Source organism: Streptomyces nanhaiensis (genome assembly GCF_046614825.1).
GTDB lineage: Bacteria > Actinomycetota > Actinomycetes > Streptomycetales > Streptomycetaceae > Streptomyces > Streptomyces radiopugnans.
In genome coordinates, this window is the sequence record NZ_JBKJFM010000145.1 from 1 (window position 1) to 15,394 (window position 15,394).

Annotated in this window: 18 protein-coding genes and 1 pseudogene; 7 read left to right on the plus strand and 12 right to left on the minus strand. The window is 73.6% G+C overall.

What is annotated here, in order from left to right; translation table 11 throughout:
- On the plus strand, positions 1-900 hold a 900-nt coding region (locus ACLIYP_RS24495; RefSeq protein ID WP_412715278.1), incomplete at its 5' end, for an AI-2E family transporter.
- Between the two features lie 61 nt (positions 901-961).
- On the opposite strand, the gene ACLIYP_RS24500 is transcribed toward ACLIYP_RS24495, so the two are convergent.
- The 8 genes from ACLIYP_RS24500 to ACLIYP_RS24535 form a co-directional block, all read right to left on the minus strand.
- On the minus strand, positions 962-1,231 hold the full coding sequence (locus ACLIYP_RS24500; RefSeq protein WP_412715295.1) for a metal-sensitive transcriptional regulator: 270 nt from the start codon (positions 1,229-1,231) through the stop codon (positions 962-964).
- A 36-nt stretch (positions 1,232-1,267) separates the two neighbouring features.
- A complete protein-coding gene (gene trxA, locus ACLIYP_RS24505; RefSeq protein ID WP_412715279.1) occupies positions 1,268-1,648 on the minus strand; it encodes a thioredoxin in 381 nt (126 codons plus the stop codon).
- 205 nt (positions 1,649-1,853) lie between these two features.
- Positions 1,854-2,714, minus strand: coding sequence for a sulfite exporter TauE/SafE family protein (locus tag ACLIYP_RS24510; protein WP_412715280.1), 861 nt, complete (start codon positions 2,712-2,714; stop codon positions 1,854-1,856).
- Positions 2,715-2,719: 5 nt separating this feature from the next.
- Positions 2,720-3,301, minus strand: coding sequence for a rhodanese-like domain-containing protein (locus tag ACLIYP_RS24515; RefSeq protein WP_412715281.1), 582 nt, complete (start codon positions 3,299-3,301; stop codon positions 2,720-2,722).
- A gap of 83 nt (positions 3,302-3,384) precedes the next feature.
- Positions 3,385-4,764 (minus strand): MBL fold metallo-hydrolase, encoded by a 1,380-nt coding sequence (locus ACLIYP_RS24520; RefSeq protein WP_412715282.1) that lies wholly within the window; start codon positions 4,762-4,764, stop codon positions 3,385-3,387.
- Complete coding sequence (locus tag ACLIYP_RS24525; RefSeq protein ID WP_412715283.1) at positions 4,761-5,126, minus strand: rhodanese-like domain-containing protein; 366 nt, start codon at positions 5,124-5,126, stop codon at positions 4,761-4,763. The genes ACLIYP_RS24520 and ACLIYP_RS24525 overlap by 4 nt, the downstream gene beginning before the upstream one ends.
- Before the next feature lie 411 nt (positions 5,127-5,537).
- Entirely contained in the window at positions 5,538-6,506 is a 969-nt protein-coding gene (locus ACLIYP_RS24530) for an anti-sigma factor RsbA family regulatory protein (RefSeq protein ID WP_412715284.1), read from the minus strand.
- A 386-nt stretch (positions 6,507-6,892) separates the two neighbouring features.
- Complete coding sequence (locus ACLIYP_RS24535; RefSeq protein ID WP_412715285.1) at positions 6,893-8,062, minus strand: PP2C family protein-serine/threonine phosphatase; 1,170 nt, start codon at positions 8,060-8,062, stop codon at positions 6,893-6,895.
- Positions 8,063-8,163: 101 nt separating this feature from the next.
- On the opposite strand from ACLIYP_RS24535, the gene ACLIYP_RS24540 reads away from it, so the two are divergent.
- The 6 genes from ACLIYP_RS24540 (at position 8,164) to ACLIYP_RS24565 (ending at position 13,156) form a co-directional block, all read left to right on the plus strand.
- Entirely contained in the window at positions 8,164-8,670 is a 507-nt protein-coding gene (locus tag ACLIYP_RS24540; protein WP_412715286.1) for a MarR family winged helix-turn-helix transcriptional regulator, read from the plus strand.
- A 409-nt stretch (positions 8,671-9,079) separates the two neighbouring features.
- A complete protein-coding gene (locus ACLIYP_RS24545) occupies positions 9,080-9,952 on the plus strand; it encodes an STAS domain-containing protein (protein WP_412715287.1) in 873 nt (290 codons plus the stop codon).
- The gene (locus tag ACLIYP_RS24550; protein WP_412715288.1) at positions 9,949-10,362 is read left to right on the plus strand and encodes an STAS domain-containing protein; all 414 of its coding nucleotides are present in this window, start codon (positions 9,949-9,951) and stop codon (positions 10,360-10,362) included. Before ACLIYP_RS24545 ends, ACLIYP_RS24550 begins: the two co-directional genes overlap by 4 nt.
- 7 nt (positions 10,363-10,369) lie before the next feature.
- A complete protein-coding gene (locus ACLIYP_RS24555) occupies positions 10,370-10,816 on the plus strand; it encodes an anti-sigma regulatory factor (protein WP_412715289.1) in 447 nt (148 codons plus the stop codon).
- Positions 10,813-11,823, plus strand: coding sequence for a SpoIIE family protein phosphatase (locus tag ACLIYP_RS24560; protein ID WP_412715290.1), 1,011 nt, complete (start codon positions 10,813-10,815; stop codon positions 11,821-11,823). The genes ACLIYP_RS24555 and ACLIYP_RS24560 overlap by 4 nt, the downstream gene beginning before the upstream one ends.
- 7 nt (positions 11,824-11,830) lie before the next feature.
- A complete protein-coding gene (locus ACLIYP_RS24565) occupies positions 11,831-13,156 on the plus strand; it encodes a PP2C family protein-serine/threonine phosphatase (RefSeq protein ID WP_412715291.1) in 1,326 nt (441 codons plus the stop codon).
- Positions 13,157-13,200: 44 nt separating this feature from the next.
- Here ACLIYP_RS24565 and ACLIYP_RS24570 read toward each other — a convergent pair whose 3' ends face one another.
- From ACLIYP_RS24570 to ACLIYP_RS24585, 4 genes and pseudogenes are all read right to left on the minus strand, one after another.
- Positions 13,201-13,464 carry a hypothetical protein gene (locus tag ACLIYP_RS24570; protein ID WP_412715292.1) on the minus strand — a complete coding sequence of 88 codons (264 nt, stop codon included), beginning with the start codon at positions 13,462-13,464 and terminating at the stop codon, positions 13,201-13,203.
- Between the two features lie 122 nt (positions 13,465-13,586).
- On the minus strand, positions 13,587-14,450 hold the full coding sequence (locus tag ACLIYP_RS24575; RefSeq protein WP_412715293.1) for an MBL fold metallo-hydrolase: 864 nt from the start codon (positions 14,448-14,450) through the stop codon (positions 13,587-13,589).
- Positions 14,451-14,582: 132 nt separating this feature from the next.
- Positions 14,583-15,038: a DUF4383 domain-containing protein gene (locus ACLIYP_RS24580; RefSeq protein ID WP_412715294.1), complete on the minus strand. Its 456-nt coding sequence runs from the start codon at positions 15,036-15,038 to the stop codon at positions 14,583-14,585.
- Positions 15,039-15,124: 86 nt separating this feature from the next.
- Positions 15,125-15,394 (minus strand): annotated as a pseudogene (locus tag ACLIYP_RS24585) (phosphodiesterase); the annotation flags it as partial.

The window sequence follows — 15,394 nt, forward strand, 5'->3', positions numbered from 1 at the left end:
CTGCTGGCTCCGGCGGTGGGCCTGCTGGAGCGGCGGGGGCTCCCCCGCGCGGCGGGCACGGCCCTGGTGGTGGCCGCACTGGCCGTGGCCGTCACCGTGCCGGCCCTGCTGATCGCGCCGCTGCTGCTGGAGCAGGTCTCCGGCGTGCTCGCCGGCCTGCCGACCTCGCTGGAGGGGGTGGAACGCGAACTGGCGGCCCTGGCCGAGCGGCTGGGGCTGGACGTGCGGGTGCGGCTCGACGGCGAGGCGATCACGCGGTGGCTGCGGCGGCAGGAGAACCGCGACTCCCTCACCGGCTTCCTGTCCGGCGTCGGCACCGGGGCGGCGGCGGTCGGCTTCGGCCTGGTGCTGACGTTCGCGGGGGTGGTGATCGGCTTCTACGCGCTCGTCGACCTGCCCCGGATCAGGAGCTGGGCGGCCGGACTGCTCCCCGGCCGGCGGCGCGAGGAGATCACCGGGGTGGCCGCCCGCTGCGTGGAGGCCACCGGCGCCTATCTGCGGGGGCAGTTGCTGGTCGCCGCGTTCGTCGGGGTCGCGTCGTCGCTGGCGCTGTGGGCCGTCGGGCTGCGCTACTGGCTGTTCGTCGGCGTGGTCGCCGGGGTGACCAACCTGGTGCCCTTCGTCGGTCCCCTGGTGGGAGGCGCGCTGGCCGTCCTCATCGCCCTGCTGGGCGGCGACCCGTGGCAGGCGCTGTGGGCCGCGCTGGCCCTCACCGTCGTCCAGCAGGTCGAGAGCCAGGTCGTCGCGCCGCTGGCACTGGGCCGGGTGGTCCGCCTGCCGCCGCTGGTGGTGCTCGTGGTGGTGCTGGCGGGAGGCGTCGTGGCGGGCGTACTCGGGATGCTTGTCGCCGTGCCGCTCACCACCAGCGCCCGGATCGTGGCGCGGCACCTGCGCACGTGACCGGACGCGCGCCCCGGACGGCTCCGGGCGGGGTCCGCCGGGAGCGTCCGGGGCGCGGCCCTCAGGACAGGGAGAGGAAGAGCTTCTCCATCTTCTGGGCGTCGAGACTGTCGGCGCCGCCCTCCTGGGCCATGCACTGCTTGAGGCCGCTGGCCACGATGGAGAAGCCAGCCCGGTCCAGTGCGCGGTTGACCGCGGCGAGCTGGGTGACGACGTCCTCGCAGTCGCGTCCTTCCTCCAGCATGCGCAGGACGCCGGCGAGCTGGCCCTGGGCGCGCTTGAGGCGGTTGACGGCCGATCGCACGTCGTCGGGAGGAAGCTGGACCACGATGGTCGGTCCTTTCGGTTCGTTCTGCGGTGGGCGGGCTCAGCCGCGCGGGCCGGAGCCGGGTTCCTGGGCGGCGACGGAGGCGTGCACCTCGTCCATGTCGAGTCCGCGGACGGCGGTGATCACCTGGTCCAGGGCCTGGGCGGGCAGCGCGCCGGGCTGGGCGAAGACGAGGACGCCCTCGCGGAAGGCCATCAGCGTGGGGATGGAGGTGATGTCGGCGGCGGCCGCTAGGGCCTGCTCGGCCTCGGTGTCGACCTTGCCGAAGACGATGTCGGGGTTGGTCTCGGAGGCCTTCTCGTAGACCGGGGCGAACATGCGGCACGGGCCGCACCAGGAGGCCCAGAAGTCGACCAGGACGATGTCGTTGCCGGTGACGGTCTTCTCGAAGTCGGCGGCGGTGAGGGCGACGGTGCTCATGTGGTGGTTCCTTCCGTTTCACCGGGGTGGTGGCGGTTGATACCCCCTGGGGTAGTCAACGCCGGGATGGTGCGGAACATTCCACCGGCGCTCCGGTACCGCTCGTGCGGCGGGCGGCCCCGGTACGCCGGTGCCCCGGTACGCCGGTACCCCGGGGCACCGATGGGGCGGTGCGCCGGGGTACCGGAGCCGGGGGTGGGAGGTGTCAGGTGCCGTGCACGGCGCGCCGCAGCGGACAGCGGGCGACGAAGCCGTAGCAGACACCCGCTCCGGCGCCGAGCGAGGCGACGGCGGCGAGGATCGGCAGGCGTGTGCCGGCGGGCGCCTGCTGGACCAGGACGAAGGTTCCCATGGCCAGCACGAACCAGGCGAACAGCCGGGACAGGACGTCCGCGGGGACGCGTCCGGCCAGCTTGGCGCCGGCGAGGCTGCCTGCGATCGCGAAGCCGGTGACGGCCAGGGTCAGGGACCAGTCGATCTGGACGGTGGAGAGGTAGCCGGCGAACCCGGCGGCCGACTTCATCGCGATGACCAGCAGCGAGGTGCCGACGGCAACCGGCATGGGCAGCCCGCCGAGCAGGGCCAGGGCGGGCACGACGAGGAAGCCCCCGCCCGCGCCGACCAGGCCGGTGGCCAGGCCGACGGCCGCTCCGTCCAGCAGCACCCGGCCCACCGGGAGCTGCCTGTGCGCCTTGCCGGGGTCGACGTCGCGGCGGCCCCGGAGCATGGCGGCCGCGGTGACGATCATCATGACCGCGAAGGCGGCCAGCAGGACGACGTCGGGGATGCTGCCGCCGATGAGCCCGCCGGCGTAGGCGCCGGCCATGCCGGCGGCTCCGAACAGGACGCCGGTACGCCAGCGGACCCGCCCGCCGCGGGCATGGTTGATCATGCCCACGGCGGAGGTGACGCCGACGACGAACAGGGAGGTGGCGATGGCCTCCTTGGCGTCCATGCCCGCGACGTAGACCAGCAGCGGCACGGTCAGGATCGACCCGCCTCCCCCGAGGAGCCCGAGGGAGACGCCGACCAGCAGCGCGAGGACCAGGACGAGCGTCAGCGTCATGGCGGTCACCTGCCGCCGGCGAGCTGCGCGACGGCCTTGCGCGGGTCGAAGGACGGCGTGCGGTTCCACGGCATCCTCGACAGCAGCACGCCCATGGCGCAGGTGTTGCTGATGGCCGCGAAGGCCAGGCCGCCGCCGACGAACGCGGACAGCGCCTGCAGCCCGGGGACGAGGAAGCTGCCGAGGGCGCCGATCAGGACGAGGGAGCCGGCCACCAGCCGGACCTGGCGCTCCATGTCCCAGCGCTCCTGCCCGTAGTTGGTCGGGGCACCGGACTTCTCCCAGGAGGTCATGCCTCCCGACAGGACGCTCAGCCCGGGCAGACCGGCCTCGGCGAGGGCGCGCTCGGCCTGGCCGGCCCGCTGCCCGGAGCGGCACACCAGCACCACGTCGGTGTCCAGGTGCTCGGTCAGCTCCTCGCGGTGCTCGCGCAGGGTGTCCAGCGGGACGTTGTAGGAGCCGGGGATGTGCGCGGCCTCGAACTCGGCGGGGGAGCGGACGTCGAGCAGCCGCGGCGGGTGGTCCGAGTCGAGCTTCGCGCGCAGTTCGTCGGCGGTCAGGCTGCGGGGAGTGGTGGGGGCGGTCATGCGCTGGTCTCCTGTTGGGTGTTCGGGTGTTCGGGTTTCCGGGGTTTCCCGGGGCGCCGGGGCCGTCCGGGGGGCCGGAGGTCTCAGGGGGTCTCGTCGGCGGGGCGGCACAGCCCCAGCTCGCGGGCGTTGTCGAAGCTGTCGTCGATGGCGACGACGTCGCGGCCGCGGGCGTCGAGCAGGGCGGCGACGACCCCCGCGCGGTAGCCGCCGGCGCAGTGCACCCAGACCCGGCCCGCGGGGATCTCCCCGAGGCGGTCCGGCACCTCGTGGACGGGGATGTGCACCGAGCCGGGGATGTGCGCCTCGTCGCGCTCCTGGTTGCGGCGCACGTCGAGGACGACGAACTCCTCCCCGCCGTCCGAGCTCTTGTCCAGGGCGGTCTTGAGGTCGTCGAACGTGGCGCGCTCGTAGGCGGCCAGGGGCTCGCCGCCGGCCCAGTCCCCGGGGCCGCCGGTGGCCATGGCGGCCGGGCGGTCTATGCCGATGCGGACCATCTCGCGCTGGGCCTCGGCCACGTCCTCGGCGGTCTCGCCGAGCAGGGTGACCGGGGTGCCCCACGGGATCAGCCAGCCCAGGTAGGTGACGAACTGCCCGTCCAGGCCGAAGTTGAGGCTGCCGGCCAGGTGCCCCGCGGCGAAGGCGGTGCGGTCGCGCAGGTCGACCACCCACTCGCCGGCCTCGATGCGGCGGCGCAGCTCGGCCGGGTCGGCGACGGAGGGCGCGGACAGGTCCGGCTTGCCGGGCCCGCGGGAGTTGGCCGGGCCCATGTGGGCGTAGTAGGCCGGGTAGGCGTCCAGGCCCGCCAGGAGCTGCTCGACGTAGGCCTCCTCGTCGGCGGTCAGGGCGCTGTTGGTCTTCTTCTCCTCGCCGATGGTGCTGGACAGGCCTGCGGACTGGGTCGCGGAGCAGAACGAGCCGAAACCGTGGGTGGGGTAGACGGCGGTGGAGTCCGGCAGCTCCTTCGCCAGCCGGTGCGCCGAGCGCCACTGGGCCCGTACCAGGGTGTCGGTGTGGTCGGGGCCGAGCAGGTCGGGGCGCCCGGTGGAGCCGTACAGCAGCGATCCGCCGGTGAACACCGCGATCTGCTCGCCGCCGGCCTCCAGCGCGAAGGAGAGGTGGGTGTGGGTGTGGCCCGGTGTGTGGATCACCCGCACCCGCATGGCGCCGACCTCGACGACGTCGCCGTCGCGGACGCCGGTGCGCTCGTAGGAGACCTCGTCGTCGGCGTTGACCAGGTACTGCGCGCCGGTCTCCCGGGCCAGGGCCAGGCCGCCGGTGACGTAGTCGTTGTGGATGTGGGTCTCGAAGACGTGGGTGATCCGCACGCCCGCGGCCTCGGCCAGCGCCGTGACGCGGTCGTAGTCGCGCTGCGGGTCGACCACCAGCGCGGTGGAGCCGTCGTGGGCGAGGTAGGTGCGGTCGCCCAGGCCGGGGGTCTCGATGGGCAGAACGGTGATCATCGGGTCTCCTCGGTGGTGGCGGTGGTGGCGGGGACGTCGGGGGTGCCGGGCTCGTCGCCGGTGGCCACGGGGCGGCCGGCGACGATCCAGGCCGCGGTGCCGCCGCTGACGCTGTGGGCGTCGTAGCCCACGTCGCGCAGCAGTGCGGTCGCCTGGGCGCTTCGGCCGCCGCTCTGGCAGATCACGTAGACCGGGCGGTCCTTGGGCAGCTCGGCCAGCTTCAGGGGGAGCAGGCTGAGCGGCGCCGGCCGGGCGCCGGGAACGTGGCCGGTGCGGTATTCGCCGCTTTCGCGGACGTCGAGGACGAGGGCGCCGGCCGCGTACGCCTCGGCGAACCGCTGCTGGTCGATCTCGGGAACCATGCGGGTGACTCCTGCTCGCTTGCCTTCGGAAAATACCCGGGGGGGTATGCCTGAGGTCAACGGTAACAGGGGCCGCTTTATGCCCCGGGGGGTATGCGGAGGTGATATGAATCACAGTCGGAGGGGCCGTGACGGCTGCCGGGGCGGCTCCAATGCCTCCGAAGGCATCCGGCGACGGGGTCCGGGGCGCCGCCGCTGCGGTCACGCGGGGGCGGGGGCGGTTTCCCGGCTCCGGCCCGGACCGAATCGCGGTGTCCGGGGCGCGCGTGCGGCGGCTGCGGGAAGCACGCCGAGGCCGGGCCGGAGCCGGACCGAGGTCAGGAGATGCGGTCCGCCCCCCGCCGCGCGCAGAACCTGCGTGCGGCGGGGGGCGGAGGAGGGGAGAGGGGGCAGGAGGGTCCGCCGACGGCCCTAGGAGTGCCTCATGTGCAGCCGTACGGTCAGACCGGTGGGCGTGGCGCGGGTCTCGACCAGATCGCACAACTGGTGCATCATCCACAGCCCGCGCCCGCCGTCGGCGGAGTCCAGCGTCGGGCGGCGGCGGCCGGCCAGCAGATCGGTGAGGTGCCCGCCGTCGCGGATCTCGGCCACGCACCGGGAGCCGTCGGGCCACAGGCGCAGGGTGCCGTGCCCGCCGCCGTGGGCGATGGAGTTGGCCGCGGCCTCCGCCACGGCCAGGACGAAGTCGCCGCGCCTCGGCATCCCGAGCCCGGCCTCGCCGGCCCAGGCGTCCGCGTGGTGGCGGACCTCGCCGAGGTCGCCGGTGGTGAACGCCAGGGCCGGGGTCCGCGCGGGCGGGGGAGCCAGCGGGAGGGCGTCGCACTCGGCGCTGAGGGCACGGGGGTCGGCGTAGTGCCGGCTGGCCCGCTCCCGGCCGTCCTCCCACAGCACCGGATGGGTGCGGCGGGCGTCGGCGCACACCCGCTCGGGGAGCTCGGAGAGGTCGTAGGGGCACAGGACGGTCGCGGCGCGGCCGGTGAAGGCGGCGTTGATCAGCGCCTCGTGCCGGGTGGCCTCCACCAGCTCGGCGGGGGAGCGCCGCGCCCAGATCGGCTCCCCGACGATGCGGGCGGGCCGGTCCGGGTGCCGGTCGGCGAAGTCGCGCAGGCCCGAGAGGATGCGGCCGGGGTTGCGGCCGAAGTCGGTCATGTCCACCAGGGTGAGACGTTCCGCCGAGGCGGTCTCCCCCAGGTGCTCGCGCAGCATCTCCAGCCGCGGGCCGGGGACGGCGACCAGAACCGGATCGCCCGCGTCCAGCGCGCCGCCGACGAACCCGCCCACCCCGGCCAGGTACTCACCGGGATTCCGGTAGAACAGCGCGGGGTGGACGAAGGGATCCGAACTCCCCCGTTCGGTGAGGGCGTGTTCGCTTCTGGTCACGGAGGGACCACCTCTGGCGTGGCGGGAACGTGCGAGAGAGGACCGGCCACGCGCGCCGACGGCCGGAAACCGGTCGCGGACCCGCGTGAGCGGGCAGACGCCGAAGCGGCCGCCCGGGAGGGGACGCGCCGGACACACCGGCTCGGTGCCGGTATCGGCACGTCGGCGAACACCTCCGCTCGGTCCTCGACTCTGCTCCACGAGTCCGTGTGCCCTGTGGTGCTCGGCGTACACCGGTGTTCTCGTCTTCCGGTGACGCCGGCGGGGCCGGACGCGCCGCGCGGAGGCGGACGTGCTCCCGCTCGTACGGGAGTACGTGGGGGATGCGAGAGACAAGGGTACAGCGGTCCCGGAGCGCGGCCCGTGCGGGGTGACGGGTCCGGCCCTCAGCTCCTCCTGCCGTGCCAGTCCAGGCACACGACCATGGCGTCGTCGTCCGCGGGCGGCTCGCCGCGGTGCCGGGCGAGCTCGGCGAGGACCGCCCGCGGCACCTGGGACGGTGGAAGGAGCCGGGTGCTGGTCATGGCGCGGGCCAGGGCCCGCTCGCCGAACCGCTCGCCCGACGGCGAGGCCACCTCGTAGACCCCGTCGCTGGCGAACAGCAGGCGGTCCCCGGCCTCGATCCGGAAGTGCTGGACGGCGTAGGGGGTGTCCTCGAACATCCCCAGCGGGAGCTGCGCCTCCAGCTCGACCGGTTCGACGACGCCGCCGCGCAGCCGCCAGATGCGCGGCGACCCGGCGTCGACGGCCTCCAGCCGCCCGGTGGCCAGATGGATGCGCAGCAGCAGGACGGAGACGTGGACGGCCCCGCGGTGCTGCCCGTAGATCGCCTGGTCGGCCAGGACCGCCTGGCCGACCAGGTCCAGCCCGGCCCGGCGGGCGTTGCGCATCGCGCTGAGGGCGAGGTTGGTCAGGAGGGCCGCGTCGACGCCCTCGCCCATCCCGTTGGTCAGCGTCACGGTGAGGTGGTCGGCCGAGACGGACCAGTCGAAGTTGTCGCCGAAGACGGCGTAGGCGGGTTCGAGCTGGGCGCCGAGCTCGTACTCGGGGCCGGAGCAGGACCGGCCGGGCAGCAGCTGCCACTGCATCTCGGCCGCGAGGGTGAGGCGCTCGGCCCGCCGGGCCCTCAGATAGACATCGGTGCTGTGGTCGGCGACGAGGATCTCCCGGCCGAGCACCTCGCACAACTGCCGCAGTTCTCCCAGCGCCTCGGGCGAGGCCTCCTCGCCGGGAAGGGTCACCGACAGCACGCCCAGCCGGTCGCCGCGGACGGTGACCGGCAGGTGCGCGGTGACGGCACCTGATCGCTCGTCGGAGGAGAGGCGCGGCTGCTGGGAGCCGAACGCCCTTCCGGGTTCGGTGGAGTGGACCGGAAGGGACTCCGTCGGGTAGGGAAGAGGACCGACCGGCTGGAGTATGGTCGTCCCGTAGTCGGCCATCAGCAGGTCCACGGTGATCGCCCCGAAGTGCCGTGCCAGTGAGGCGCGGAGCGCGTCGAGCAGTGCGTGGGGAGCGGCATCGCGCAGGGCGCGCTCCACGGCCGTGAATCTGTCCACCGTGTCACAACTACTTTCTGTTTCTGCAGAAAAAGCCGATATGGGAAGTTAAGTGCCGTTCGGAGCTCGGGCTGACAATACAGACGCGGAGTGTCACAGTTATGGTCGTGAATCCTGGACCCTCCCAGCGCCACTCCGCGGATGCGGCACATGCCGCTTCCGAGGTGATAGAGCTCCTGGAAGTGCTGTGGGAACGGGGGCGTGAGGCCGCGTCCCCCGCGCCCGTCTCCGCCTCCCAGCTGAGGGTCCTGTACACCCTCGACCGCGACGAGGGCATCAATCTGCGCACGCTCAGCGAGACGCTGGGTTCCGCCCCGTCGTCGGTCAGCCGTCTGTGCGACCGGCTGCAGGCGGTCGGGTTCGTGGAGCGCGCCCCCAGTCCGGCCAGCCGGCGGGAACTCGAACTGAGGCTGACCGGCCGGGGCAGGACGTACCTGCGGGATCTGCGGGACCTGCGGGAGGAGGCGCTGGCTACGGCCATGGCGGCGATGTCGCCCGCGGCACGCAGGGCGCTCGCCGAGGGGCTGCGGGGGTTCCGGGCGGCGGTTGACGAGACGCTGCCCAGACGCCGGGAGGCCGGAGCGGACGGAGGCGTGAGATCGGCGTGAGCCCGCCGCCCTGAGTGGCATGTGCATCGCCATTCTGCCTCACCGATACATCACACACCTCATGGCCGCCGCGGAGCGCCGCACCGCGGGGGGAGTCCTGGCGTGATGGCCGGTCGGGGCGGGTGCGACAGGGAAAGATTGTTGTGCTGCGTACACAGTTGTCAAATGGAAACAATCGATCGGGACGCATTGAGGGCCGGTTTCCGGGAAGGGCACGTCAAGGGCCGGTGAGTTCCACCGGGCCCTGATGCGGCGTCAGTTGGGGCCGACAGCTTCCGCGGCCGCTGCTAACATTTGCCGGACGGCAACAAAAGGGGTGAACGGTGCCGTCCCGTCACTCCGCACATCCAGCCGGACGCCGACGTCACGGGCGTGGGCCGGCGACGAACGACTGTGAGAGGGCCTGTCAGTGAACGCCAGCGACGCAGCCGTACGAGACCGGTTGACAACCGCAATCCGCGAGCGCGGCGACGAGATCGCCGACCGGTGGGTGCAGTTGCAGCAGGAGCGTGCCGCGATCGGGATAGACGAGGGCGAACTGCGCGAGGAGGCCGACGCGCTCCTCGTCCTGCTGGGCGGGGCCCTCAACAGCGACCACGGGATGGAGAGCGTGGTCGACGCCCACCAGGACCTGCGCGGCGCGGTGATGGAGCTGTCCCTGCGCAGGGAGCGCAGCGGTGCGACCCCCACCGCCACCTCCCTGGCCATCCTGGCGCTCAAGGACGCCCTGCTGGAGGCCGTGGAGCGCGACAACCACGACCCGCGGGAGCTGTTCCCGGCGGCCCTGACGATCAACCGGCTGCTGGACGAGGCCGCCGCCCTGTCCTTCAACGCCTACGTGGAGCGCCGCGAGGAGATCATCCAGCGGCAGAGCCGCCAGCTGCTGGAACTGTCCACCCCCGTGGTCCACCTGTGGAGGCAGATCCTGGCCGTGCCGCTGATCGGCACCCTGGACACCGCGCGCACCCAGGTGGTGATGGAGAACCTCCTGCAGGCCATCCAGACCCACGAGGCCCGAGTGGCGATCATCGACATCACCGGTGTGCCGACGGTCGACACCGCCGTCGCCCAGCACCTGATGCAGACCGTCAACGCCGTGCGCCTGATGGGCGCCGACTGCTTCATCAGCGGCGTGCGGCCCTCCATCGCGCAGACCATCGCCCAGCTGGGCATCGACCTGTCCACCATCCTCACCCGGGCCACCCTCGCCGACGCCCTGGCCGCGGCGGTCGACATGACGGGACAGGACTCACCGGCCACCGGAACGACGACGAGCCGATGACCGACCGCCGGTCCATGGACATCCCCATCCTCAGGCTCGGTGACGTGCTGGTCACCGGGCTCATCAACGAGCTCGACGACAAGACGGCCACCGTCTTCGCCGACGAGCTGACCGAGCGCATCGCCACCGAGCGGGCCAGGGGGGTCCTCATCGACATCTCCCGGCTGGAGATCATCGACTCGTTCGTGGCGCGCACCCTGACCGAGCTGAGCACCATGGCCCGGCTGCTGGGCGCCCGGGTGATCGTGGCCGGCATGCGGCCGCCCGTGGCGATCACCCTCGTCGAGCTGGGTCTGCAACTCACCGGAGTGGAGACCGCACTCAACGCGGAGCAGGGGATGGCCGCACTGGGCTGGCACCACGCCCCGCGGCCCCCGGAAGGGGGGACCCGGCGTGAAACTCTCGGGTGAAAGGACGATGGGCGCCTCGGTGGCCCCCGTCGAAGCAGGCGGCGGCGCCGCGAGCGCCGGGGCCACCTACCCGGTCCGTACCGACGAGGACCTCATCACTGTCCGGCACGCGGTACGGGCCGCCACCGTCGAGACCGGCTTCGGGCTCGTCGACCAGACCCGCGTCGTCACCGCCGCCAGCGAACTGGCGCGCAACGCCTACATCCACGGCGGAGGCGGCACGGTGACCATCGAGTTCCCCAGGAACGCGGGGCGCCGGGGCGTCCGGCTGACCGTCAGGGACGAGGGGCCCGGCATCCCCGACCTGGAGGCGGCGCTGGCCGACGGCTTCACCACCGGCTCCGGCCTGGGGCACGGCCTGGGAGGTGCGCGCCGCCTCATGCACGAGTTCGAGGTGCACACCGAGCCGGGCAAGGGCACCACCATCAGCGTGACCCGCTGGAACACGCAGTGAGCCGACCGTCCTCCGCCGCGGAGAGCCTGACCGACGAGATCCGCATCGACCACGAGAGCGCGATCCACGTGGCGGCCTCGGCCGCGCGCCGCTGCGCACAGCTGTGCGGGCTGCCCGGGGCCATGCCCGACCAGGCGGCCGTCCTCGCCAGCGAACTGGCCAGCAACCAGGTCAAGCACGCCACCGACGGAACGGTGTACGTACAGCCGGCGCTCCAGGGCGACGGGATGGAGATCACCGCCGTCGACCGGGGACCGGGCATCCGCGACCTTGACCGCTCGATGGCCGACGGCTACACCACGACCGGCTCCCTCGGCGCGGGACTGGGTGCGGTCCGCCGGATCGCCACCGAGTTCACCATCCGCACCCAGCCGGGCTCGGGCACCCTGGTCAGCGCACGGCTCTCCGCCCCCGGCGGGCGGCCGAAGGCCCGGTACGGCGTCGGATCGGTGTGCCTGCCGGCCCACGGCGAGAAGCACTGCGGCGACGCCTGCGCCGTGGCCGACACCGGCGACGCCCTCACCGGCCTCGTCGTCGACGGGCTGGGACACGGCGCCGCGGCGGCCGAGGCGGCCCGCTCGGCCCTGCGGGCCTTCCGCACCGCACCCGACCGCCCCCTTGCCGAGATCCTGACCTCGCTGCACCGCTCGCTGCGCCACACCCGCGGCGCGGCGACGGGCGTGGTGCGGGTGCACCCGGACCGCGCCGAGTACTGCGGCACGGGCAACATCCGCGCCACGGTGCTCTCCAACGGCGAGGTGGCCCACCGGATGGCCGGCCAGCCCGGCATCGTGGGCTGGAACGTCCCCACCCCCCGGCCGCGCACCGTGTCCCTGGCGCGGGGGGCGGCGGTCGTCCTGCACAGCGACGGCATCGAGTCCCGCTGGTCGCACAGCCCGCCCACCTTTCTGCTGCGGCTTCCGCCGCCCCTGCTGGCGGCGGCCCTGGCCCACGGGCACCGGCGCGTCCGCGACGACGCCACCGTGCTCACCGTCCAAGCGGCGTAGAGGTTCCATGACCGACAACACCACTTCCCACCACCACACACTGCCGAGCCTGCGGCAGGCGGTGCGCAGGATCGCGCGCGTCCACCGGCTGCCGGTGGAGACCAGGGCCCGGCTGGTGATGTCCGCGGTGGACCTGGCGCGCACCGAGATCGCGGCGGGGCGGCCGGTACGGCTGGACGCGTGCGCCGAGCCGTCCCCCGGCGGGTCGGCGGGCCAGCTCGTCGTCACGCTCGACACCCTCAGCGATCTGACGGCCGACCGCGACGGCATCGCCGACCTGCCCCTTCCCGCCCAGTTCGCCTCCGGGGGCTCGGTCACCTGGCGCATGCCGCTGCCCGGGCGGCGTGGTGACGGCGGCAGCGCGGGCGACGGGGGCACGAGGAGCAGGGGGAGCGACGCGGGCACGGTCCTGCCCGCCCAGAACGGCGGCGGAGCGGCGGCCGGGAGCGGCTGCCCCACCTCGGAGATCCACGCGGTGGAGCAGGAGCTGCGCGCGGTGCTGGCCCGTCTTGACTCCCTCACCGCCGAACACCGGCGGCTCAAGCACGAGATCGCCGAGACCAACCGGGGCACCCTCGCCCTCTACGTCCAGCTGGAGGAGCGCGACGAGCAGCTGCGCAAGGCCCACGGTCAGACCCTGCGCGAGCTGGAGGACGCGCTGCGGCCCGCCCCGATCGAGGTCGACGGCCTGGAGATGGCCGTCCACTACGCGCCGGCCGGCACCGACGCGCCCACCGGCGGAGACCTGTACGACTGGCTCCAGCTGCCCGACGGCACCGTCCACATCACCGTCGTCGACGCCCTCGGCCACGGTGTGACCAGCACCCGAGGCGCCCTCAACGTCACCCACGCGGTACGGACCCTGGCGCTGGAGGGGCATCCGCTGGAGTCGATCATCGCCCGGACCGCCGAGATCCTGATGCCCTTCGACAGCGAGCTGATGTCCACCGTGCTGCTGGCCCGGATCAACCCGGCCACCGGCGACCTGTTCCTGGCCAACGGCAGCCACCCGCCGGCGCTGCTGCTGCCGGCCGGGGGCGAGCCCGAGTACCTGGAGGTGCGCGGGCGGGGCATCGGCTACCCGCTGCCGGGCAGCGAGCGCCTGCTGCACGTCCGGATGGGCCCCGAGGACATGCTCATCCTCTACACCGACGGCCTCACCGAGAGCCGCAAGGACCCGCGCGAGGGCGAGAAGCGGCTGGTCGAGGCGGCCCGCCGCCACGCGGACAGGCCCATCGCGGAGGTCCCCGGCGCCATCGCCGAGGACATGCACACGGTCATCCTGCACCCCGACGACACACTGGCGCTGGCCGTGCGCGTCCCGTCCGCCTGAGCGAACGGGCGGGACGCGCCCGGGCGGCGCGCACGGGCCGCTGCTCAGCCGCCCAGTTCGGAGACCACGGTCTGCAGCCTGGAGGCCAGCGCCTCCAGGTCCCGGTCGGAGGGCGCCTCCGGGCCGAGCCGGGCGGCGAGGTCGTCGCGGGAGACGACCTCCACGGCTCCCCGGTAGCGGTCGGCACCCGCCTCGGAGGCGGACACGACCCGCGGGCTGCCCTCCAGGAGGACCAGCCGGGGGTCGGGGTCGGAGGAGCTCAGCAACTCCCGTACGTGCTGGGCTGTGATCGTGCTCGTGCTCGGCACCTTGTGGGCCTTCCTCTCGTTCCTCTGGGCTCTCTGGGGTTTCTGGGAGCTCCGGGGCTCTCGGGCCCACGGAACCCTCCCGGTGCCCGGCCCCCGCCGCCGCGGGGCCGGGCACCGGGGTCTCAGGGGTTCGCCGGCCGTGCCGGGCCGGCCTCGACCGGGCCGGCGGCGTCGACGGTCACCCGCTCTCCCCGGGGGCAGTGCAGCACGCCGGAGGGGAAGCCGGGCCGCTCCGCCTCCCGGATGAAGTCCGACAGGGGGGACTTCATGACGGTGTAGTCGTCGTAGTGCACCGGCAGCACGCGACGGGGCCGCAGCGCGGAGACCAGGTCGGCGCCCTGGAGCGCGTCCATGGTCACCAGCAGCCCTCCGGGGAGCCTGGTACCGCCCAGATGGACCACCGCCAGGTGGATGTCCGGGCACAGGCGCGCGATCTCGTGGACGCCGGGGAACATCAGGGTGTCGCCGGAGATGTACAGCCGCAGCCGTACCGCCCCTCCCGGATCGCCGAACTCCAGCAGGCTGCCCATCACCGGGGGCAGCAGGAAGTCCACCGGGCCCGGTCCGTGGCGGCCGGGCAGCGCCGTGATCCGCACCTGGCCGCCGCCGCGCACCAGGACGTGGTCGTGCCAGGTGGGCAGGCCCGTGGCGCGGCTGAACCCGTGCAGCCCCTGCAACCGCCGCGAGGCGTGCGGGGTGGTGACGATCGGCAGGGAGCGGGGCAGGCCGCGGCGGGCGACCCGGTCCCAGTGGTCGCCGTGCAGATGGGACAGCACCACCGCGTCCAGGTCCGGCGGGAGATCCGCCACCCGCAGGGCCGGCTCCTTCAGCCTCCGGGACAGCAGACCCTTGCCCAGGTAGGCGTACTGGCCGCGGTGGAGGAAGTTGGGATCGGTCAGCAGCGTCAGCTCGCCGTAGCGGATCAGCAGGGTGGCGTTGCCGACGAAGAGGAGCTCGGCGGCTCCCGGGGGCGGCGCGGGCTGCATGGTGGAGCCTCCTCGCCTTCTTCATCGTTTCCGGCGGACCGGCGGACCGGCGGACCGGCGGGCCGGTCGGACGGCGGGGCGGCGCCGTGCCGCCCTGCCGGGGAGGGGAAGGGAGCCGGTGCGCGGCCCGGGTCAGGCGGTCGCGGTGCGGCGGCCGCCCAGGACCACGCCGAGCGCGATCATGCCCACGCCCAGCACGAAGTGGAGCCAGTCGTCGGCCGTGTTCAGGGGCACGAAGTTCGCGCCGCTGTCCTTGTCGATGATCAGCCCGTAGAGCCACAGCAGCAGGTAGATCACGCCGCCGCCGATCAGGAACAACTTGGCTCCGGCGGCGCTGCGGGCCATCACCAGTCCGACGACGCCGAAGGCGAGGTGGACCAGGTTGTGCAGGATCGACACCATGAAGACGCCGAGCAGCATGGCGCCCGACTCGTGTCCGGCGAACTCCATGTCGCCGTAGTCGGTGGTGACACCGGGGATGAACCCCAGGATTCCCACGAGCAGGAAGACCGCGGAGACCACCTTGGCTGCGGTGATCACGGGCGCCCGGTGCGCCGTGCCCGCGGTCCTCGGACCTGTGCTGGCCATCGTCATCATCTCCACTGCGGATCGGGTACCGGCCGGTTCGGAGTACCCCCGCCTTCCGGACGGAAACGGCGCGGCGTGACGGCTTTTCAGCCGCGGCCCTCCCGGGACCCCCGGTACGCCGCGGGCCGCACCGCCGCGAAGGCCGTGCCCGGCGCCAGCTCCGGCAGGCTGTTGCGGTGGACGTCGAAGCCCGGGGTGGAACGGGGCGGCTCCCGCAGCGGCGAGCGGACGGTGAGCACCGCGAAGGTCCGCCACCGGCCCGCCGGCTCGGCCGCCCGCAGGTCGAACACCAGCGGCCCGTCCGCGAGCGCCCGCCGCAGGGCGGGAGGGCTGCCGTGGACCGGGCGCAGCCGGCG